Annotated in this window: 19 protein-coding genes and 1 pseudogene; 11 read left to right on the top strand and 9 right to left on the bottom strand. The window is 72.2% G+C overall.

Annotation, left to right across the window (positions count from 1 at the left end):
- Window positions 1–13: 13 nt before the first annotated feature.
- A pseudogene (locus Aiant_RS46945) lies at window positions 14–163 on the bottom strand (cupin domain-containing protein); the annotation flags it as partial.
- On the opposite strand from Aiant_RS46945, the gene Aiant_RS46175 reads away from it, so the two are divergent.
- Both Aiant_RS46175 and Aiant_RS38060 read left to right on the top strand, forming a co-directional pair.
- Window positions 102–293, top strand: coding sequence for a hypothetical protein (locus Aiant_RS46175; RefSeq protein WP_229830321.1), 192 nt, complete (start codon window positions 102–104; stop codon window positions 291–293). The pseudogene Aiant_RS46945 and the gene Aiant_RS46175 overlap by 62 nt on opposite strands.
- Before the next feature lie 10 nt (window positions 294–303).
- On the top strand, window positions 304–1296 hold the full coding sequence (locus tag Aiant_RS38060) for a zinc-dependent alcohol dehydrogenase family protein (protein ID WP_189331423.1): 993 nt from the start codon (window positions 304–306) through the stop codon (window positions 1294–1296).
- 55 nt (window positions 1297–1351) lie between these two features.
- Here the strand turns inward: Aiant_RS38060 and Aiant_RS38055 are convergent, their stop codons facing one another.
- From Aiant_RS38055 to Aiant_RS38045, 3 genes are all read right to left on the bottom strand, one after another.
- Window positions 1352–3268, bottom strand: coding sequence for a GMC family oxidoreductase N-terminal domain-containing protein (locus Aiant_RS38055; protein ID WP_189331424.1), 1917 nt, complete (start codon window positions 3266–3268; stop codon window positions 1352–1354).
- A 59-nt stretch (window positions 3269–3327) separates the two neighbouring features.
- On the bottom strand, window positions 3328–5064 hold the full coding sequence (locus tag Aiant_RS38050) for a hypothetical protein (RefSeq protein ID WP_189331425.1): 1737 nt from the start codon (window positions 5062–5064) through the stop codon (window positions 3328–3330).
- 308 nt (window positions 5065–5372) lie between these two features.
- Window positions 5373–7103: a metallophosphoesterase gene (locus Aiant_RS38045; RefSeq protein ID WP_189331426.1), complete on the bottom strand. Its 1731-nt coding sequence runs from the start codon at window positions 7101–7103 to the stop codon at window positions 5373–5375.
- A gap of 287 nt (window positions 7104–7390) precedes the next feature.
- Between Aiant_RS38045 and Aiant_RS38040 the strand changes: the two genes are divergently transcribed.
- Both Aiant_RS38040 and Aiant_RS38035 read left to right on the top strand, forming a co-directional pair.
- Window positions 7391–8380: a patatin-like phospholipase family protein gene (locus Aiant_RS38040; RefSeq protein WP_189331427.1), complete on the top strand. Its 990-nt coding sequence runs from the start codon at window positions 7391–7393 to the stop codon at window positions 8378–8380.
- A gap of 16 nt (window positions 8381–8396) precedes the next feature.
- Complete coding sequence (locus tag Aiant_RS38035) at window positions 8397–10160, top strand: thiamine pyrophosphate-dependent enzyme (protein WP_189331428.1); 1764 nt, start codon at window positions 8397–8399, stop codon at window positions 10158–10160.
- On the opposite strand, the gene Aiant_RS38030 is transcribed toward Aiant_RS38035, so the two are convergent.
- A complete protein-coding gene (locus Aiant_RS38030; RefSeq protein WP_189331429.1) occupies window positions 10129–10839 on the bottom strand; it encodes an NUDIX domain-containing protein in 711 nt (236 codons plus the stop codon). The genes Aiant_RS38035 and Aiant_RS38030 overlap by 32 nt on opposite strands.
- A gap of 57 nt (window positions 10840–10896) precedes the next feature.
- Here Aiant_RS38030 and Aiant_RS38025 point away from each other — a divergent pair, with 57 nt between their 5' ends.
- Together Aiant_RS38025 and Aiant_RS38020 are read left to right on the top strand one after the other, a co-directional pair.
- Window positions 10897–11652: a DeoR/GlpR family DNA-binding transcription regulator gene (locus Aiant_RS38025; RefSeq protein ID WP_189331430.1), complete on the top strand. Its 756-nt coding sequence runs from the start codon at window positions 10897–10899 to the stop codon at window positions 11650–11652.
- A gap of 111 nt (window positions 11653–11763) precedes the next feature.
- Entirely contained in the window at window positions 11764–11958 is a 195-nt protein-coding gene (locus Aiant_RS38020) for a hypothetical protein (protein ID WP_229830214.1), read from the top strand.
- A gap of 6 nt (window positions 11959–11964) precedes the next feature.
- Here Aiant_RS38020 and Aiant_RS38015 read toward each other — a convergent pair whose 3' ends face one another.
- On the bottom strand, window positions 11965–12801 hold the full coding sequence (locus tag Aiant_RS38015; protein WP_189331432.1) for a PfkB family carbohydrate kinase: 837 nt from the start codon (window positions 12799–12801) through the stop codon (window positions 11965–11967).
- A gap of 100 nt (window positions 12802–12901) precedes the next feature.
- Between Aiant_RS38015 and Aiant_RS38010 the strand changes: the two genes are divergently transcribed.
- The 4 genes from Aiant_RS38010 (at window position 12902) to Aiant_RS37995 (ending at window position 16947) form a co-directional block, all read left to right on the top strand.
- The gene (locus Aiant_RS38010) at window positions 12902–13474 is read left to right on the top strand and encodes a Dps family protein (protein ID WP_189331433.1); all 573 of its coding nucleotides are present in this window, start codon (window positions 12902–12904) and stop codon (window positions 13472–13474) included.
- Window positions 13475–13599: 125 nt separating this feature from the next.
- Window positions 13600–14160, top strand: a complete 561-nt coding sequence (locus tag Aiant_RS38005; RefSeq protein WP_229830216.1) for an RNA polymerase sigma factor — start codon at window positions 13600–13602, stop codon at window positions 14158–14160.
- Entirely contained in the window at window positions 14157–15242 is a 1086-nt protein-coding gene (locus Aiant_RS38000; RefSeq protein WP_189331435.1) for a CU044_5270 family protein, read from the top strand. Before Aiant_RS38005 ends, Aiant_RS38000 begins: the two co-directional genes overlap by 4 nt.
- A gap of 169 nt (window positions 15243–15411) precedes the next feature.
- The gene (locus Aiant_RS37995; protein ID WP_189331436.1) at window positions 15412–16947 is read left to right on the top strand and encodes a pectate lyase family protein; all 1536 of its coding nucleotides are present in this window, start codon (window positions 15412–15414) and stop codon (window positions 16945–16947) included.
- A gap of 172 nt (window positions 16948–17119) precedes the next feature.
- On the opposite strand, the gene Aiant_RS37990 is transcribed toward Aiant_RS37995, so the two are convergent.
- The 3 genes from Aiant_RS37990 to Aiant_RS37980 form a co-directional block, all read right to left on the bottom strand.
- The gene (locus tag Aiant_RS37990) at window positions 17120–17683 is read right to left on the bottom strand and encodes a DinB family protein (RefSeq protein ID WP_189331437.1); all 564 of its coding nucleotides are present in this window, start codon (window positions 17681–17683) and stop codon (window positions 17120–17122) included.
- Between the two features lie 112 nt (window positions 17684–17795).
- Window positions 17796–18665 carry a cation diffusion facilitator family transporter gene (locus tag Aiant_RS37985; RefSeq protein ID WP_229830218.1) on the bottom strand — a complete coding sequence of 290 codons (870 nt, stop codon included), beginning with the start codon at window positions 18663–18665 and terminating at the stop codon, window positions 17796–17798.
- Window positions 18666–18791: 126 nt separating this feature from the next.
- The gene (locus tag Aiant_RS37980; protein WP_189331439.1) at window positions 18792–19574 is read right to left on the bottom strand and encodes a Pr6Pr family membrane protein; all 783 of its coding nucleotides are present in this window, start codon (window positions 19572–19574) and stop codon (window positions 18792–18794) included.
- Between the two features lie 112 nt (window positions 19575–19686).
- Between Aiant_RS37980 and def the strand changes: the two genes are divergently transcribed.
- The gene (def, locus tag Aiant_RS37975; protein ID WP_189331440.1) at window positions 19687–20232 is read left to right on the top strand and encodes a peptide deformylase; all 546 of its coding nucleotides are present in this window, start codon (window positions 19687–19689) and stop codon (window positions 20230–20232) included.
- Window positions 20233–20288 lie beyond the last annotated feature (56 nt).

The following is a 20288-nucleotide window of genomic DNA, read 5'->3' as shown; positions in this document are numbered from 1 at the left end:
CCAGCCCATGCCCGTGCCCGTGGGGCAGGAACACGACGTCGCCTGGGCCGAGCGCCACCGGCGCCGACGAGGCGGGGAGCAGCCAGGCCGATCCGTCCAGCATGACGTGGAAGCCGGCGCCGTCGGACGGGGCGAACCGCAGGCCCCACGGCGCCACCTTCAGCGTGCGGGAGGCGTGCGGGATCCCGGTGCGCATCGCGGTGATGGCGTCGCTGAGCACGTCCATGGCGGCGAGACTATCGGACATGACCGGGAGACTTCACGGCATGGATCGTCTCACCGAGGACTTCTAGCGTCGTCTCCATGAGTGACATGGCACGCGTCGTCCGGTTCGATGAGCTGGGCGGCCCCGAGGTGTTGAAGATCGAGGACTGGCGTCTGCCGGCGCCCGGGCCCGGCGAGGTCGCCGTCCGGGTCGAGGCGATCGGGCTGAACCGGGCCGAGGCGCTGTTCCGAGCCGGAACGTACTACTACCAGCCGACGCTGCCGGGGTCGCGGCTCGGCTACGAGGCGGCGGGTTCGGTCACCGCGGTGGGGCCGGGCGTGACCGAGGTTGCCGCGGGGGACCCGGTGCTCACCGGGCCGGGGATCGAGATGAGCGCGCAGGGCGTCTACGCCGACCGGATCGTGCTGCCGGCCACCTCGGTGCTGCGCCGCCCGGGCGGATTGGACCCGGTCCGCGGCGCCGCGGCGTGGATGACCTATTCGACCGCGTACGGCGGGCTGCTCGAGACGGGTGGGCTGCGCCCCGGCGACCACGTGCTGATCACCGCGGCGTCGAGCGGGGTGGGGCTGGCCGCCGTGCAGGTGGCGGCACGGATCGGCGCGATCCCGATCGCGGTGACCCGCAGTCCGGGGAAGGCCGCGCTGCTGCGGGCGAACGGGGCGGCGGAGGTGATCGTCGACGGGCCGGCGGACGTGCCGGAGACCGCCCGGAAGGTGACCGGCGGATCCGGCGTAGCGCTGATCTTCGATCCGATCGGCGGGCCCGGGCTCGCCGCGCTCGGCACGGCCGCGGCCGAGAACGGGACGGTGGTGGTCTACGGCTGGCTCGGCGGGGCGGCCATGACGCTGCCACTGAACTGGCCGCTGACCGTGCGCGGGTACGCGAACCCGCAGCTGTCCGGCACCCCGGACGGCCGTCGGCGGATGTGGCACTTCCTCGACGCGGGGGTGCGCGACGGGAGCCTGCGTCCGGTGGTGGCGGAGGTCTTCGAGGGGCTGGAGCGGGTCGGCGACGCGCACCGCCTGATGGAGACGAACGGCCATGCCGGGAAGATCGTGGTGACGGTGTGAGGCCGGTGGGCGCCGCCCGGGTCGGCGGTGCCCACCGGTCGCGTACGAAAAGAGATCAGCGGGCCTCGGCGGCTATGTGCTCGGCGGTGCGGGACGCCAGGGCCATGATGGTGATCATCGGGTTGGTGCCCGAGGCCGTCGGGAACGCGGAGGCGTCGCCGATCCAGACGCCGGGGGTGTCGTGCAGCTCGCCGCGCGGGTCGGCGACGCTGGTGGCCGGGTCCTCGCCCATCCGGCAGCTGCCCATCTGGTGTGCGGAGAACAGGACCGCGCCGCCCGCGCGCAGCGGGATCTCCCGGGCCCGGGCGATGTACTCCTCCAGGCTCTCGCCGGACGACCAGGGCGCCAGGCCGTGCCCGAGCAGCCGGATCCCGCGTGCCCCGGCCGCGTGGTGCAGCCGGATCTGGGCCTCGATGGCGCGCTGCGAGTTGCGCACGTCCAGCTCGTCGTCGACGGAGTACCAGGCGGTCGTCTCGCCGCTGTCGTCGACGGTGACCCGGCCGTGCCCGCGGTCGCGGACCAGGCCGATGAACGAGGCGAGATTCTTGTAGCCGGCCATCACCTGCTTGTGCTCGGCGCCGGTGGTGTACGGCAGCGCCGACGCCCCCAGCCCGGTGGTGTACTGCACGCTCTCCATCAGGAAGCCGTAACCGTCCTCGACCGCCGCGAACTCGTTCACCAGCGCGGCCTGCGGCGGCCCCCACCAGCCCTGCATGTCGGTCCCGTAGTCGCCGAGGGTGACCGTGCACGGGTGCAGCCGCAGGTAGCGCCCGGCCGCCGGGCCGCCGATCCCGGAGCGCAGCAGCACGCCGGGCGAGTCCAGCGAACCGGCCGCGACCACGACGGTCGGCGCGATCACCCGGACGTCGCCGGACCGGGTGCCGTCCGCACCGGTCCAATGCCCGACCACGCCGGCCGCGCGGCCGTTCTCGGTGAAGATCCGGTCGACCCGGCAGCCGTCGACCACCCGGGCGCCGTGCCGGGTCACGGCCGGCTCGAGGTACACCTTGAGCGTCGACCGTTTCGCCCCGGACGCGTCACCGAACCCGAGGTGCCCGGCGATCAGCGTGTCGTGCCGCTTCTCGTCCCAGTTGCGGAACGCCGTGGCGAACGACCAGCCGAGTGCCTCGGCCCCGCGGTGCATCGCCTCGTGCGGCCGGTTGAACTCGGAGCAGCGGTCGTTCACCGACAGCTCCCGCCAGACCAGGTCGAGGTGCTTGTCGAAGGCCGGGGTGGTCAGGTCGGTGAGCCCGTGCTCGGCCCACTGCCGGCGGACCCGGTCGGTGGTGCGGATGCAGTTCGTCCAGTTGATCACGGTGCCGCCGCCGAGCCCGGCCCCGGCCATCAGGGTGATGTTCAGGTCGCCGGTGGGCGCCGGGCCGCCGCGGCGATAGGAGTTCCGGTACGCCAGCAGCTCGAGCTGCGCGAAGTCGGCCTCGGTGCGGTAGCGGCCGGCCTCCAGGACGACCACCCGGGCGCCGGTGGCGGCGAGCCGGCCGGCGATCAGGCCGCCGCCCGCGCCGGAGCCGATCACCACGACGTCGGCCTCCAGGTCGAGGTCGCCGTCCGGGCGCAGCGGGGTGATCGCCGGTGGGTCGGCCTGCGGGACCTGGGCGGCCGGGCCGGGATAGCCGAGGCGGGTCCAGTTCGGATTGCGGCCGTGCGCGTCGGTCAGGCCGTAGTGCAGCAACAGGATCGCGGCGGTCAGCGGGGCGACGGCGTCCGCCACGGCGGCCAGGATCTGCTCGCGCTGCGCCTGGGTGGCGGTCAGGAACCCCTGCTCCTCCAGGGCGTCGAGCAGGCCGGCCACCAGCGGCAGCTGCTCGGGCGGGAGGGTGACGAGCAGGGCCTGGTCCACGCCGAGGTCGGTGGCACGGCGCGCCCAGAAGCCGTCGGCGTCGTCGGGATGGTCGATCGAGGGCACCACGGTGTCGCAGAGCAGCCGCAGCACGGTCATCTGGTCCGGGGTCATGCGGTCCTCCTTCTGCTTCGGTGGAGAAGGGCGGATGGCCATCAATCTAACCCGCGGCCTCAGCGGCGCCAGGCCTCCCGGATGTTGATCAGCAGGACCAGCACGGCGGCGAAGAAGAACGCGAAGTTCACCACCAGCCAGCCGTCGAACCAGAGCAGCACCAGGGCCGCGATCAGCACGGCGGCCAGCAGCAGCCGCAGCAGCACCGCGAGCAGCTTCGCCCGGACCAGGCCCTCGACCACGAGCAACGTGAGCAGCATGATCAGCGCGGTCTGCTTGCCCTTGATCGGCAGCGGGGACACCAGCGCGCCGATCGCCCACAGGATCAGTGGCGTGCTGAGCACCGCCCACCAGGAGCGGGCCCGGCCGCGCAGCCCGGTCGCGGTCTCCATCGGCAGCCGCCGGTGGCGCAGGTGCGCGTGCGGGTCCTGGGCGACCGGGCCGGCCGTCGCGGTCCGCTGCTGCTCGTCGGCGAGCCGGGTGCGTTCCATCTGGAGGCCGAGCAGGCGATGCTCCGCGCCGGCCAGGGCGCGCACCTCGGGCGCGGCGGCGGGCAGGCCGGCCGCCGCGACCGCGAGGTCGTCCCGCAGGGCGCCGATCTCGCGGTCCAGGGCCGCGAGCCGGTCGGCGTTCTTCTGCGTACGGATCGCGACCAGCTTCCGTTCGGCCGCCGGATTGGGTACGACCTTGGCCAGCCCCGCCCAGCCCACCGGATCCGCCCACGCCGGCCGCACCTGCCCGTCCCGGGAGTAGCGGGGACCGGCCGGCCCGCGTTCCCCGCCGAGCCGGTCCTGGGTGTCGCGGCCCCACAGCCCGCGGAAGTCGCGCACCCACGCCGTGTCGTCGCCGATCAGCACCGGGTGCCAGCCCTCGTCCTGTCCCGGCCCGATCGCCCGGCCGTCCCCGCGGGCGTAGTCGACGTACGGAATCCCCAGCGTCTGCCGGTCCTCGCCGGACCAGGGCGCCAGCAGCCGCGCCGACCAGCGCAGCGCGGTGACCAGCCCGCGCAGTTTCGGCGGCTTCACCGTGATCAGGTAGTCGCCGGGCAGGTACGCCCCGGAGTGCGAGCCGGCCCCGACGAAGACCACCGGGTGCCGGTCCTCGGCCAGCGTCAGATCCGGGTCGTCCCAGCGCCGCCGCAGGTCGTCGCCGACCTCGTCGTGCGCGGAGAACACCACCCAGCGGGCCGGCGGCAGACCGTCCCGATCGGTGACCCCGGTCCCGTCCAGATAGACGGTGACCTGCTCCCAGTCGCCCTCGTGCTCGTTGACGCCGCCGAACGCGGACCGCCAGTTGTTGAAGCTGTAGAACATCCAGTACTGGCACACGATCCACGGGCCGTCGCGCAGCACCCGGCCGTAGTAGGTGGGCTTGTGCGGCTCCAGGTGATCGCGCTGGAGCAGGAACGAGTGTGCCGCGCTGCCGCCCGGCAGACTGCCGCGGAACAGCAGCGAGAACCGGTTCAGCGCGTCGACCAGCCGGGCGGTCGGGCCGACCGAGGCGAGCCGGCTGGCCCGGCGCAGGTGCGGCGGGCGTTCCCGCAGCGGGATGTGCGCCAGGTGCTTCTCGGTGCCGTCGATCCCGGACAGCGCGCCGCCGCCGGCCGCGGCGAGCGTGTCCAGGGTCAGCTCACCGGCCGCGGCCACCCGTTGCGGGCCGACACCCGGCGTGGCCCGCCACAGGCCGGCGCGGCTCACGTAACGCTCGACGGAGACCGGGTAGAACCACTCCCCTTCGGTGAACCTGGCCACCGGCTCGTAAGCCCGCAGCAGGAACAGGTCCTCCTCGATCCCCAAGCCAGTCCTCCCCCGCGACCTGTGCCTGAGGTTATCGCCACCACCCGGCCGCGCCCCGCGGTGGTCCCGGTCCGCCTCCCGGTCGCCGTCAGACCCTCTTCCGGTACGACCTGGGAGCGGAACAGAAGCGGCTGCCCCGAACCGTGATCCCACGCCACGCCCGCCCCACTCCTGACCGCTGGGCAGTTCCGGGCTGAGTCCCGGCTCCAGGACCGCGGTCCCGGCGACGCTCGGCGGGACGGTGCTCAGGTCGTACCGGAAACGGATCTGACCGGAAGGGAACGCGGCCGTGAGCGAGGCGGGCGTGGTCAGCGGGCCGGGAGCGGGGCCTCGGCCGTGAGGACGATGGGTTCCTCGATGAGGTGGGGGCGCAGGCGGCCGGCGGGGACGACCCAGGGCTCGTGCGGCGCGCCGTCCGGGTTGGCGGCCCACTTGCGGGCGGAGCGGCGCACGCCGATCGGGTAGATGGTCAGGGTGCCGTCGGCGGTGATGTGCAGGCGCAGGAAGGACTTCGAGTCGATGATGCCCTGCGCGGAGAAGAGCTCGTTGATGTTGACATTGAAGCGGGCGGCGATCAGCAGGTAGACGGCGGTCAGTTCGGTGGCGGCCAGGCCGGCGGCGGCGCCGTAGACGACCAGCGCGGCGATCAGCGACCACGGCCACGGCCAGTCGTGCAGGGGCAGCTCCCACCAGGCCCAGGTGCCGAGCGCGGTCAGGCCCAGGTGGGCGGCGCCGTGCAGCAGGCCGAGAGCGCGGCGGCGGACATGGCCCAGCACCGAGTCGCTGAGGTGCGCGAAGCCGTAGGTCCCGGCCATCACCACGGCGATCAGGATGCAGAGCGGGACCAGCGAGAACTTCTGCAACGGGCTGCCGAAACCGCTCTGGATCACGCCGCTGAGCGCCAGCATCATCGCGGTGTGCAGGGCGCCGACCATGGCGATGAAGCTCGGGTTGTCCTTGGGCAGGCGGGCGAAGATGCTGGCCGCGTAGGCCTGGGACATGCGCTTGCCGGGGAAGCGGGAGCGCAGCCGGTACTTCTCCCGCTCGGACGGGGACGGCAGGCCGGCCGGCGGGACCTCGATCGTCTCCGGCAGCTGGTGGGTGGGGAACAGGTACGCGCCCCCGCCCCCGCAGGTGATCAGGTCCCGGTTCTCGTTGCTGTACCGGGCGTAGTGGTGCCAGTCGCCGGAGACCATCAGCCGGATCGCCGCGCCGGTCGGCTCGATCACCGCGCGGACGAAGTAGTCCAGCGAGGCGTAGACCTGCGGCACGTCGTCGCCCTGCACCCAGGTCGGGCTCGCCGACGAGATGATCACCTTGGACTGCGGGCCGAACCGGGTGGCGACCCGGCTGAAGTACGCCAGCTGCGGGTCGTCGATGTAGGTGGAGTCCTGGTCGTCCAGCGCGAGCAGCCACCAGTCGCCGGGCAGCTCGATCGCGAAGTACGACCGGTGCTGCGGCAGCCGCCAGCCGCCGATGCCGGTACGCCGGGTCCCGGTGAACAGGCGCAGGAACGCGGTGAGCCCGTCGTACCAGTCGTGGTTGCCGGGCAGCGCGTACATGGCCGGCCCGTCGCCGCCGGGCGGCGTGGCCGGCAGCGCCGCGTGGTACGGCCCGACCAGCCGGTTCTCGTATCCTTCCGCGCTCGGCGTCGGGTACACCTCGTCGCCGCCGAGCACCAGCGCCTGCCCGCGCGGCAGCTCCCGCTCGCCGACCGTCAGCTTCTCCTGGGCCAGCAGGTACGCGATCGAGTACGTGGCGTCGAACCCGTCCCCGAGGTCGGCCACGAAGTCGATCCAGCAGTCGCCGTCCGGACCGACCTCCCGGTGCACGTCGTCCGGGAAGGCCGCCTGCAACTCCCGTTTGTCCAGGTAGCCACCCTGGATCGAGGAGAGCGCGACGCGCAGCCCGGTCCCGGCCAGCTGCACCGGGGACAGCCAGGCGACCGGCTCGGCCGGGGTGAAGCCCAGCTCCTGCGGGGTGAGGGCACGCGGCCGGCGCGCCGGGTTGGGCATGGCCTGCTCGGGCCCGTGAGTCATGGTTCCTCCCCTGAATGCTGGAAAAGGACTACCAGCCACTCGCGGAAAGCCCACCACCGGGGCGGCTCACGACCGCTTCCCCGTCCGGTCAGATCCACTTTCGGTACGCGTGAGCCGGTTTCCTGGAGCCGGGATCCAGCCCGGAGCTCGCGCAGCGGTCCGGGGGGGTCGCGGGCGTCGCGGGTAGGCACGGTGGGGGTGGGTGCGGTTGTCCGGGCACCAGGGCGTACCGGATCGGGTTTGATCGAAAGCGGTCCGGTGGTGGGTGCGGTCGTTAGCATCGGCGCATGGCTCGGACTAGGCGGGTGGCGTTGGCTCTCGGGTCCGGTGGGGCTCGGGGGTATGCGCACATCGGGGCTGTGCAGGTGCTGGCCGAGCGCGGGTTCGAGGTCGCCGCGGTGGCCGGGTCCTCGATGGGGGCGCTGGTCGGCGGGGTGCTGGCGGCCGGGCGGATCAGTGAGTTCGCGGATTGGGCTTCGGGGCTCAAGCAGCGGGACGTCCTGCGGCTGATCGATCCGAAGTGGGCCTCGCCGGGGGCGATGGCGGCGGATCGGCTGGTCAATCGGCTGAACGAGTTCCTGACCGACGTGGCGATCGAGGATCTGCCGATCCCGTACACGGCGGTGGCCACCGACATCGCGGCCCGGCGCGAAGTGTGGTTCCAGAAGGGGCCGTTACGGTCGGCGGTCCGGGCGTCGATCGCGATTCCCGGGGTGATCACGCCGGTGGTGATCAATGGACGGTTGCTGGCCGATGGCGGGATGCTGAATCCGGTGCCGATCGAGCCGACCGCGGCGGCGGGGGCGGATCTGACGATCGCGGTGTCGTTGCAGGCCCCGCGGACCCCGTCGGAGTCGGCGGCGCCGGTGCGGGCCACCGCGGAGTCGCACTGGCTGGAGGATTGGGCGGTGCGGCTGCGGCAGGTGTTCCGGCGGCCGGCCGCGGAGCCGTCGATCAGCGAGGCGGCGGACGCCGGGGCAGCGGCCGTCGAAGCGGCCGTTGGCGCCGCGGCGGGCGCCGAGGCGGCCGGGGCCGTCGGTGAGGTGATGGCCGAGGTGCTTCCGGCGGATCTGCGGATCGCCGACGTGTTGTCGCTGTCGCTGGACGCGATGCAGGACCTGATCGCCCGCTACCGGATGGCCGGGCTGCCGCCGGACATCCAGATCGCCATCCCGGTGAGCGCCTGCCGGGTGATGGACTTCCACCGCGCGGCCGAGATGATCGATGTCGGGCGCGAGCTCACGGCGAAAGCGCTCGATGATTGGGCCGCGGGATAGCGGGTACGCGCCCTGCGTGGCTGAGATTGTTTCCGAAGTCCTGATCGAGCGACTGGCCGCCTGGGGCGTCGACACCGTGTTCGGCATCCCGGGCGACGGCATCAACGGGATCATGGAGGGGTTGCGCCGGCACGCCGACAAGGTCCGCTTCGTGCTCGTGCACCACGAGGAGGCGGCGGCGTTCATGGCGACCGCCCACGCCAAGGCGACCGGCCGGATCGGGGTCTGTCTCGCCACCTCCGGTCCGGGCGGCGTGCACCTGGCCAACGGACTGTACGACGCGAAGCTCGACCACGCCCCGGTCCTGGCGATCACCGGGTTGCAGGAGAGCAGCGTGCTCGGCACGGCGTACCAGCAGGAGGTGGCGCTGGACCGGCTGTTCGAGGACGTGACCGAGTACAACCAGGTGGTGATGAACCCGGCGCAGCTGCCGGCAGTGGTCGACATCGCGATCCGGACCGCGTACGCGCGCCGGGGCGTCGCCCACCTCACCGTGCCGAACGACGTGCAGATCGCGCCGGCCCACGCGGACCCGTACCAGACGGTCGCGCCGGTCCGGCCGCCGGCGACCTCCCCGGTCCACCTGTCCCCCACGGTTCGCCCCGCCGAGGACGACCTGCGACGGGCCGCCGACATCCTGAACGGCGGGCGGAAGGTCGCGATCCTGGCCGGGATCGGCGCGCGGGGCGCCGGGCAGCTGGTCGAGGAGGCCGCGCAGAAGCTCGGCGCGCCGATCGTGAAGTCGCTGCTCGGCAAGATGGTCGTCCCGGACGACTCGCCGTACGTGATCGGCGGCCTCGGCCTGCTCGGCACCAAGCCGAGCGAGGAGCTGATGGAGGAGGCCGACACGCTGCTGATGCTGGGGACGAACTTCCCGTACACGAAGTTCCTCCCGGAACCCGGCAAGGCCAGGGTCGTGCAGGTCGAGCTGGACCCGACCCGGGCGGGCACCCGGATACCGACCGACCTGCCGCTGGTCGGCGACGTGGGGGTCACCCTCGAAGGGCTGCTGCCGCTGCTGGACCGCAAGGACGGTGACCACCTGCGGGATTATCAGGAGAGGTTCGCCGACTGGCAGCACGCCATGGCGGCTCTGGAGTCGCCCGAACGGGACCCGATCGCGCCGCAGTACCTGGCCCACCAGCTGGACGTGCAGGCGGCCGACGACGCGGTGCTGTGCTGCGACTCGGGCACCATCGCGACCTGGGCGGCGCGGCACTGGCAGATCCGCGGGCAGCGGGAGTTCTACCTGTCCGGGACGCTCGCGACGATGGCGCCGGGGCTGCCGTACGCGATCGGCATCCAGCACGCGTTCCCGGGGCGGCAGGTGATCGCGTACGTCGGGGACGGCGGGTTCGCGATGCTGATGGCCGAGTTCCACACCGCGGTGCGCTACCGGCTGCCGATCAAGGTCGTGATCAACAACAACAACTCGCTCGGGCAGATCCTCTGGGAGCAGATGGTGCTCGGCTTCCCCGAGCACGGGGTCCGCTTCGGCGAGCCGTTGCCGGACTTCGCCGGGTGGGCCTCGGGGTGCGGCGGATTCGGGATACGCGTGGAGAAGCCCGGTGAGGTCGCCGGCGCGCTCGCCGAGGCCCTCGCGTTCGACGGCCCGGCCCTGCTCGACGTCGCGGTCAACCCGGACGAGCCGCCGCTGCCCGGCAAGGTCACCTACGAGCAGGCGAAGAAGTTCGCCGCGTCGTTCCTCAAAGGTCAGCCGAACAAGGCGTCGATCGCCACCACCCTGTTCAAGGACAAGATCCAGCAGTTGCGGGGCTGATCCGTCCCGGCCGGAACGGGCCGCGCAGCGCGGCCCACTGCAGGAGCAGGATCGTCTTGGCGTCCGCGATCTCGCCGCTCTCGATCTGGGCGAGCGCGGTCGCGAACGCCACCTCCACCGCCGCGATGTCCTCCCCGTCCTCGGCCAGCCCGCCACCGGCGCCGGTGCGCGACTCCGCCGAGTAGGGCGCCGCGAAACAGTGCACCCGCTCGGTCACCGACCCGGGACTGGTCCACACCGCGAAGACCGGCTCCAGCTCGCCGACGACCACCCCGAGCTCCTCGCTCGCCTCCCGCCGGATCGCCGCCGCCGGGTCGTCGCCGTCCAGCAACCCGGCCGCCGTCTCCACGAACATCCCGTCCGGGTGGCCGTTCACATACACCGGATACCGGAACTGCCGGGTGAGCAGCACCGTCCGCCGATCCGGGTCGTAGAGCAGCACGGTCGCCCCGTCCCCGCGGTCGTAGGTCTCCCGCTGCTCCCGGCTCCAGGTCCCGTCCCGCCGCCGGAAGTCATAGGTCGTGCGCCGCAGCACGTGCCACGCCGCCGCGACCAGCTCGACGTCCCGCACCACCACGTCCGGGTTGCCGGTGAGGTCCCGCCCCACCCGGTCCAGCCCGACCCGCCCCCGCGCATCCGGAACGTCGACCCCGGCCCGTCCCGCGTCACCCATCGTCATGGCGGCACCGTACACTCAGAAACGCGCAACAGTCGACAATAATGAGGAGAAACACGGATGCTGGCCGCCGAGCGACGCGACGTGCTGCTGTCCCGCCTGAGCACCGCCGGCAAGGTGGTGGCCAAGGAGATCGCCGCCGAGCTCGGCGTCACCGAGGACATGATCCGGCGGGACCTGCGCGAGCTCGCCGCCGCAGGGCTCTGCCAGCGGGTCTACGGCGGGGCGCTGCCGGTCTCCCCGGCGGCCGCCGACTACGCGACCCGGACCACGGTCGCCACCGCCGGCAAGGAGCGGGTCGCCGCCGCGGCCGCCGCGCTGATCCGCCCCGGCGCCACCGTCCTGCTCGACGGCGGCACCACCGCGCTCGCCGTCACCGCCGCCCTGCCCCGCGACCTGGCCGCCACCGTCGTCACGCACAGCCCCACGGTCGCCGCCGCGCTGGTCGAGCACCCGTCCGTCGACGTCTTCGTGCTGGGCGGCCGTCTCTTCAAGCACTCCGCCGTCACCTGCGGCGCGGCCACCGCGGAGGCGGCCCGGGCGATCTCCGCCGACCTGTTCCTGCTGGGCGTGACCGGGGTGCACCAGGATGCCGGCCTCACCACCGGCGATCCGGACGAGGCCGCCATGAAGCGCACCCTCGCCTCCCGGGCCGCCGACACCTACGTGCTGGCCAGCGCCGAGAAGGTCGGGACCGCCTCACCGTTCACGGTCCTGTCCCCGGCCGAGGTCACCGGCATCATCACCGACGCCGCCCCGGACCACCCGGCTCTGAGCGCCCTGCGGGACGCCGGCGTCACCATCGTCCCGGCGTGATCCGGCCGGTCCGCAAGTCGCGGCGTTTCCGGGACGCCCGGCGGGGAACACGTTCAGACAGCATCCCCCGATCGACAGGAGGCACCGGCAATGGCCCGCAAGGAACGTGACGTGAACCGCAGCGCCCGCTCCGGCCGCTTCGTCAAGCAGACCACCGCCGAACGAGAACCCCGGACCACCGCCACCGAGCACGTCGGCGCCGGCAGCGGCGACCACGTGGTCCACCGCAGCACCAGCACCGGCCGCTTCGTCCGGTCCACGACCGCCGAGCTGCACCCGGCCACCACCGAGACGCAGCGAGTCTGAGCAGCATCACCACGGCCGCAGGGCGGGCCGGCCACCGGGCCGGCCCACCGTCTGCGCCGTGGCGTCCACCGCCCGGCGGGCCGCCGACTCCGGCGGCTCCCCGCGCACCAGGGCCACCGCCAGCGCCGCGGTGAACGCGTCCCCGGCCCCGGTGGTGTCCACCGCGGACCCGGCCGGATGCGGCAGGAAGACCTCACCACCCGGCCAGAAGAACCGGTTCCCGCCGTCCACACCGAGCGCCACCAGCCGCGGCCCGAGCGTCAGCAGGTCATCCGGCAGCAGCCGCGCCTCGTGCTCGTCGGCGCGCACCACGTCGGCCATGGCCGCCAGTTCGGCGTCGGCCACTCCGTCCAGGACCACCAGCGCGTCCGCCTCCCGGCCGCGCCGGGCAGCCTCGCGGGCGGCCTCCGCCGGTTGCTGCAATTGGACCAGGACGGCCGCGGCACCCTTCAGCACGGCGCCGGCCGCCGCCACGTCGGCCCGGGTCAGCAGCACCGGCTCGGGCAGATGCTGGAGGTAACGCCACCGGCCGCCGGACTCGAGGACCTCCACGATCAGGCCGCTGAGCGCCCCGGCCCGGCGGACCACGGTGCGGACGTCGATCCCGTCCACCACCGCCTGCGCCAGCAGGTGGTCGCCGATGACGTCGTCGCCGGCCACCGCCACGAGGCTCACCGGCTGCCCGAGCTGGGCGACCGCGACCGCCTGGTTGGCGCCCTTGCCGCCGAGCGTCTCCCGCCGGCCGGTGACGTCCGCCGAGGTCCCGGGCTCCGGCAGCGCCCCGACCTGGACGACGACGTCACGCGCCAGCTGGCCCACCACCACGACTCTGCGCTCACCCATCGCCCGCGCGTACCCGTTGTGACGCCGGCCAATCGCTGTTTTGTCCCCGGGCCGGCGGGGCACTGCCCAGGTGAACCCTGGTGAAGGAGTGAAGGAACCGATGGCCGCACGCAAGACGCAACCCACGACCAGCCCGAGCTACACCGTTCCGGGGATCAAGCCGGACGTCGCCGGCGACGTCATCGCCCTGCTGCAGGACCGGCTCAACGCCCTGAACGACCTGGCGCTGACGCTCAAGCACGTTCACTGGAACGTCGTCGGCCCGCACTTCATCGCGGTGCACCAGATGCTCGACCCGCAGGTCGACGCGGTCCGCGAGATGGTCGACGACCTGGCCGAGCGGATCGCCACGCTGGGCGGCTCGCCGACCGGCACGCCGGGCGCGCTGGTCGCCCAGCGGTCCTGGGACGACTACGCGATCGGCCGGGCCGACACCAACTCGCACCTGGCCGCACTCGACGTGGTCTACACCGGTGTGATCGAGTCGCACCGCGCCGCGATCGAGAAGACCGACGAGCCCGACCCGGTCACCCAGGACCTGCTCATCGCACAGGCCGGGCAGCTGGAGCAGTTCCACTGGTTCGTCCGCGCCCACCTGGAGTCGGCGGACGGCACGCTGCTCACCGCCGGCGTCAAGGACGAGAAGACCGCCGCGCGGCGGGGCAAACGCTGACCGCTGACAGGTGACAGGCCGCCGGTGCTTCCGGCGGCCTGTTCGTCTTCTTCGGCACAATCGGCGCGTGAAGGCTTCGACGGCTTCCGGGCACTAACAACCGTGACTATCCAATGGACCCGCCCATGGTGGTGATCAAGTCGCGCGACGTACCGGCCGACCGGTTCACCGACCTCTTCGACAGGTATCACGGGGAGATCTACCGGTACGTGGCCGGCCGGTTGAGCGCGTCCCACGCCGACGACCTCGCCGCCGAGACGTTCCTGGTGGCGTTCCGCAAACAGGGCACACTGCACCAGGCCGACCAGGCACGCGCCTGGCTCTACGGCATCGCCACCAACCTGATCCGCCGGCACCACCGCGACGAGGAGCGCCGTTACCGGGCGCTGAGTCGCGTGGGCTCGCACGCCGAACCGGCCGACAACGACCACGACCGGATCCTCTCGCGGGTGGCGGCCGGCGTCGTCCAGCGCGAACTCGCCGTGGCCCTGCGGGCGCTGCGACCAGCCGACCGGGACGTTCTCCTTCTCGTCGCCCTCGCCGACCTCGGCTACGCGGAGGTGGGCATCGCCCTGGGCATCCCGGAGGGCACCGTCGCCTCCCGGTTGAACCGCGCCCGCAAAGCCGTCCGTGCCGCGCTGGGCGGCGCCGACCCCACCCGTGACAGCTCAGGAGCCATCCGATGAACGACGACCTTCAGCTCATCCGCGAGGTGCTCGACGCGCCCGGACCGACTCCGCAGGCGACGTTCCAGGCGCGCAACAAGCTCACCGCGGCGATGGACCGGCGCCCGGACCGGCGCCGGCTCCGCCCGACCTTCGCCGCGGGTGGTGCCGTCGTCACCGTGACCGCCGCGGTGCTGGCGTTCGCGCTCGGGCAACCGGACCCGGCACCCCGCGATCCGCACGCCGGAGCGGCCGCGCCGGCCGGGCAGCCGAGAGCACACGACTTCCTGCTGGCCGCCGCCTCCACGGCCGGCGCCGAGAAGGCCGGCAGGTACTGGCACACCGAGACCGTCACCGGATACGGCCCGGTCCACGTCCCGGGCTACGACCTGGTCAACCGGGCCGTCGTCGGATACTGGCTCGCCAGGGATCCACAGGACACCAGCTGGGTCGGCCGGCGCGACCTCGGGTACCGCCCGCTCTCCCCGCAGGACGCGGCGAAGTGGGCGGCCGACGGCAAGCCGACCACCTGGAGAGTCACCTCGGACAACGCGGACGGACATCGCACGCTCCGGGCGGCCCCGGGCAGGGCGACCCTGGAGACGATGTCCGCCTCGCTGTTCCTGCAGAGCCTGGGCGGCTTCGACACGATCGAGGTCACGGCGCTGCCCGCCGACCCGGCCCGGCTGAGGAAGCTGTTCCAGGATCGGATCGTCGAGCGCGCCGACGCCGCGCTCCCGGGCACTCCGGCCGGGGACGCGAACCTCTTCCGGGCGATGACCGACCTGCTGGTGCAGGTCCCGGCACCGCCCGCGGTACGCGCCGCGGCGTTCCAGGTGATCGCCGACCTGCCCGGCATCACCTTCCAGGATCACGTCAAGGACGCCGAGGGCCGCGACGGCGTCCGGATCACCCTGGCGCGGAGCGGCTCCACCGTCGAGGAGTCGAACTCCATCATCCTGGACCCCGTGAGCCACCGGGTGTTCGCCCGCGGGTACGACGCCACCGACGCCGGCGCCGGGAAAGCGGTCAAGACCAGCAACGAGACCTTCCTGACGATCGGGTGGACCGACGCGAAGCCGTCAGCGCCCACCGGCTCCTGATCGGCTGACCGGCTGATCCGCGGGTCGCCGGGCGCACCGCCCGGCGGCCCGCGGAATGCAACAAAATGCAAACGACGAAGTTTCTTGTGCGTTAATCGACGCCGCTCCATACTCGGTGAGGAAAGCGCTTTCCCGCATCCCAATGCCTCATCCCCAGGAGCGCGAACCGATGAAGAGACTTCGGCTGGCCGCTGCCGCCGGCACCGCGATCACCGCCGGCGCGATCGCCCTCGTCCTGCCCAACGCCCAGGCCTCGGCGGCCGTGACCGGCACCGCCACCGGGTTCGCCAGTGTCAACGGCGGCACCACCGGCGGCGCGGGCGGCACCACGGTCCGGGCCACCACCGGCACCCAGATCCATCAGGCGCTGTGCAGCCGGGCGAGCAGCAGCACGCCGATCACCATCGAGGTGACCGGCACGATCAACCACGGCAACACGACCAAGGTCTCCGGCGGCAGCTGCAACACCGCGGCCGACAAGATCGAGCTGAAGGACGTCAGCAACGTCACCATCGTCGGCGTGGGCAGCGCGGTCTTCGACCAGCTCGGCATCCACATCCGGAACGCCAGCAACATCATCATCCAGAACGTGACCGTGCAGAACGTCAAGAAATCCGGCTCGCCGACCTCCAACGGCGGCGACGCGATCGGCATGGAGACCGACGTGCACAACGTCTGGGTCGACCACGCGACGCTGATCGCCTCGGGCGGCGAGTCGGCGGGTTACGACGGCCTGTTCGACATGAAGGACAACACCAATTACGTGACGCTGTCCTACAGCATCCTGCGCAACTCGGGCCGTGGCGGGCTCGTCGGCTCCAGCGACAGCGACCTGGCCAACGGGCCGGTCACCTTCCACCACAACTGGTACGAGAACATCGACTCGCGCACGCCGCTGCTGCGCGGCGCCACCGCCCACATCTACAACAACTACTACCACTCACTGAACGAGTCCGGGATCAACGCCCGCGCCGGCGGCAAGGCCCGGGTGGACAGCAATTACTTCAAGGACTCGCGGAACCCGCTCGGCACGTTCTACACCGACCTGCCCGGATACTGGCAGGTCTCCGGCAACATCTTCGACAACGTGACCTGGGAGGCCGCCGAGGACGAGACCCCGGCCGGCCCGAACCCGGTCTCGAACACCAGCGTGAGCATCCCGTACTCGTTCACGCCGGACGGCGCGTCCTGCGTGCCGGCGATCGTGCAGGCGACCGCGGGCGCGAACACCGGCCTCAAGACCTCCGACGGCAAGTGCTCGACCACCAGCCCGACGAGCAGCCCGACCAGCAGCCCCACCCCGAGTCCGACCGTGAGCACGACACCGACCCAGCCCAGCGGCACCAACCTCAGCCTGAGCAGCGGGGCCGGCGCCGACGGGTCGAGCAAGGCGAGCGGCACCAGTTACGGCAACGTCAAGGACGGCAGCCTGACCACGTACTGGTCGCCGAGCGGCACCACCGGCGACATCTCGATCAAGTGGGGCTCGGCCACCACGGTCTCCCGGATCACCATCCGTGAGATCACCGCCGGCGTGATCGGCTCGTACCAGGTCCTCAACGGCACCACCGGCGCGGTCCTCAAGTCCGGCACCGGCGCCGGCGTGATCACCTTCCCGGCGACCAGCCTCACCAAGATCACCTTCAGGATCACCGGGGCGTCCGGCACCCCGAAGGTCGCGGAGTTCGAGACCTACGCGTCCTGAGGCCCGGCCCGGTGTCGCGGTTCGCCGCGCCACCGGGCCGCATCACATTCCCTTACGGTACGGCGGGTCCGCGGGCAGGCGCGGGACCGCCTCGGCCCGCGGACCGAGGATCAGGGGGCTCCGGGCGTACCGTCAATCGACGATCGGAAGGATCGCGGACCCGGCGGCGAACCTACTGGCCGGTGCGCCCGTCGATGCACTCCCGCAGCAGGTCAGCGTGCCCGCAGTGCCGCGCATACTCCTCGATCATGTGAATCAGGATGTCCCGCACGCTCGCGGTGTCCCCGTTCCAGGACAACGTCACCACCGCCCCGAGATCGTCGGCCTGGTCCAGCCACGCGTCCGCCGCGGCGATCTGCTCCTCCCACGCCGCGAACGCCTCCGCGACCACCGCCGGATCCGCCACCGCCCCGTCGAAGTCCACGTCCCGCACGTCGTCCGACCAGAACAGCCGCGCCTCGTCGCTGCCCTGCAACGCGATCCGGAACCAGACGTGTTCGACCTTGGCCATGTGCCGGACCAGGCCCAGCAGGCTCATCGTCGACGGTGGCACCGACCGGGCGGCCAGCTGCTCCGGCGTCAGCCCCTCGCACTTGAGGGCCAGTGTTCTGCGATAGTTCGTCAGGTACTCGCGGATCGTGGCCAGCTCGCCGACCGGCTTCCCGCTCCACCGCGGATCGTCCTCGGGCCGCGCCCACAGGCCGCCATAGCCGACCACCCGCTGCTCACTCGTCATGATCAGCATCCTGGCCGAGCATCCCGGATCGGCCAAGGCCATTTCACTGGCGGCTCCATCCCCGGTGTCGCGACAGCCGACCAGTCGGTAGCGGCGAGCGCCCGGACGCTTCTCAGGTCGTGACGGTCACGGTGACCTGGGCGATGATGTCGTCCCGCAGCAGCTCGTGGCGCAGGCCGCTGACGCGCTCCACGAGCCGGTCCTCGTCGACCGGGGTCACCCACATGTTGACCAGCAGCTGCGACGGGCCGACCCACACGGCGTACAGATCCTTGATCTCGGCGATCCACCGCTCGGCCTCGACCCTTTCCCGGATCGGGTCGAGGATGTCGGCCGGCGCCGACTCGTCCAGCAGCAGCCCCTTCGACCGCCGGGCCAGCAGGTAGGCGACCACGATCAGCAGCAGGCCGATCGACATGCTGCCGACCGCGTCCCAGCCGGCCCAGCCGGTCACCGCGTGCAGGACCAGCGCGACCAGCGCGATCGCGAGGCCGATCAGCGCGGCCGTGTCCTCCAGGAAGACCGTGGTGGCGCTCGGGTCGGACGCGTGCCGCAGGTGGTGGCGCATCGACCGGTCCCGCTCCCGGGCCTCGTTGCGCAGCTGCTTGTGCGCGGTGTACCAGGAGTAACTCTCGAACCCGGCGGCCACCACCAGCACCCCGATGCCGACCCAGAGGGACTCCACCGGCTCCGGCAGCAGCAGGCTGCGCACGCCCTCGCCGATCGACAGGACGCCGCCGATCAGGAAGATGCCGAGGGCCGCCAGGAAGGTCCAGAAGTACCGCTCCTGCCCGTACCCGAAGGGATGTTTCCGGTCCGGCTCGCGCAGCGAGCGCTTCAGCCCGACCAGCAGCAGGATCTCGTTGCCGGTGTCGGCGATCGAGTGCGCGGCCTCGGCCCACATCGACGCGCTGCCGGTGAGCAGGCCCGCCACGATCTTCGCGACCGCGATGGCCGCGTTCGCGGCCACCGCGACGATCACCGTCCAGGTGCTTTCGCCATGGTCAGAGCTTTTTTTCGTACGGGTGGCAGCGGCTTGATCCACTCGCGACTGGTCTACGTCCACGGTTGCGCGGTACCCGGGTTCGGTCCCGCGCACACCCGCTTCTCATCGGGTGGCCGGTGGCCGCCAGATCTCGTCGTTCTGCTGCCAGGCCGGCGCGGCGGGGCCGGTCGGCACCGTGAAGCCCGGCCAGGTCGGGTAGGTGGAGTCGGCGGCTGGCGGGACGGCGGTCGCGGGCCAGGCCGGCGGCGCGGCGGTCGTCACGCGCGGGCGACGCAGCCGGTCGAAGCCGACCAGCAGCACGTTGAGCAGCAGATAGCCGGCGCTCAGCACCAGCACGAGAACGCCGATCTCGGCCCAGGTCCGCACCCGCGGGTTGAAGAACGGGTATATCCCGGTGTACATCCGGACCTCGGGGAAGAGCACCGTCCGGCCCAGCAGCAGGCCAACGTAGCCGAGCGGGAACAGCAGCCGGAGGAAGACGTCCGGCCAGCGGGCCGCGCCGTAGGGCCGGAACAGCAGCCAGTCCAGCACGACCATGCCGGGCACGACGTAATAGGTCAGGAAGAACGACCAGTGCACGACCACATTCGCGGGGTTGTCGCCGATCAGACCGTCGAGCGGGTCACCCGGCCGGGCCAGGACGTGCAACAGCACCAGCCCGAGCAGCGACCAGGAGGCCAGCGCGGCCCGCAGCCGGGGCGCGGCGGCCTCGGTGGTCCGGCGCCGATGCATCCAGTAGAGCGCCCCGCTGTAGTAGCCGATCGCGATCAGCACACCGATCGTGATGAAGTCGTCGAGATGCTGGAAGTAGCTCCACATGCCGGCGATCCCGGCCGCCACGATCAGCAGACGCCACCACCACTGCGGACGGAACAGGACCCGCATCGCCACCACCCCTGACCTCATCGACAGCCGCCTCTTTCCCTGCGACTACACCGGGCCGGCGACCGCGGTTCAGCGGATTCGTGCCATGTCGCGACGCGGTAGCGTTTCCCTCGTGACCGTGCTTCCCATAGTCAAGATCGGCGACCCGGTGCTGCGCCGGCCCGCCGAGCCGGTGACCACCTTCGACGCCGAGCTGCACCGGCTGGTCCAGGACCTGACCGAGACTCTCGCCGACTCCCGAGGTGCCGGGCTGGCCGCCCCGCAGCTCGGCGTGAGCCTGCGGGTCTTCGCCGTCAACCCGGACCTGCCCGGCAACGATCTCCGGCTCGACCACCTGGTCAACCCGGTGCTGGAGTTCCCCGACGAGCAGATCCAGGACGGCCCGGAGGGCTGCCTCTCCATCCCCGGCGTCTACCTGGACACCAAGCGCCGGCTGAACACGCTGGCCCGCGGATACACCAAACACGGCGACCCGGTGCAGGTCGTCGGCGACGGCATCCTGTCCCGCTGCATGCAGCACGAGACCGACCACCTGGACGGCATCCTGTTCATCGACCGCCAGGACGCCCCGGGCCGCCGGCGCCTGCTCGACACCCTGCGCGAAGCCGCGTGGTTCGACGGCCTCCCGGCGCCGGAGGTCCGCGTCAGCCCGCACTGACCCGCGGCAGCTCGATCACCACTCATCCCCTTCGGAGCCGCCCACCGGCGGCTCCG

This window comes from Actinoplanes ianthinogenes, assembly GCF_018324205.1.
GTDB classification, from domain to species: Bacteria; Actinomycetota; Actinomycetes; order Mycobacteriales; family Micromonosporaceae; genus Actinoplanes; species Actinoplanes ianthinogenes.
Note: the sequence above shows the minus strand (reverse complement) of the source record. Positions and strands in the feature narration are given on the sequence as shown.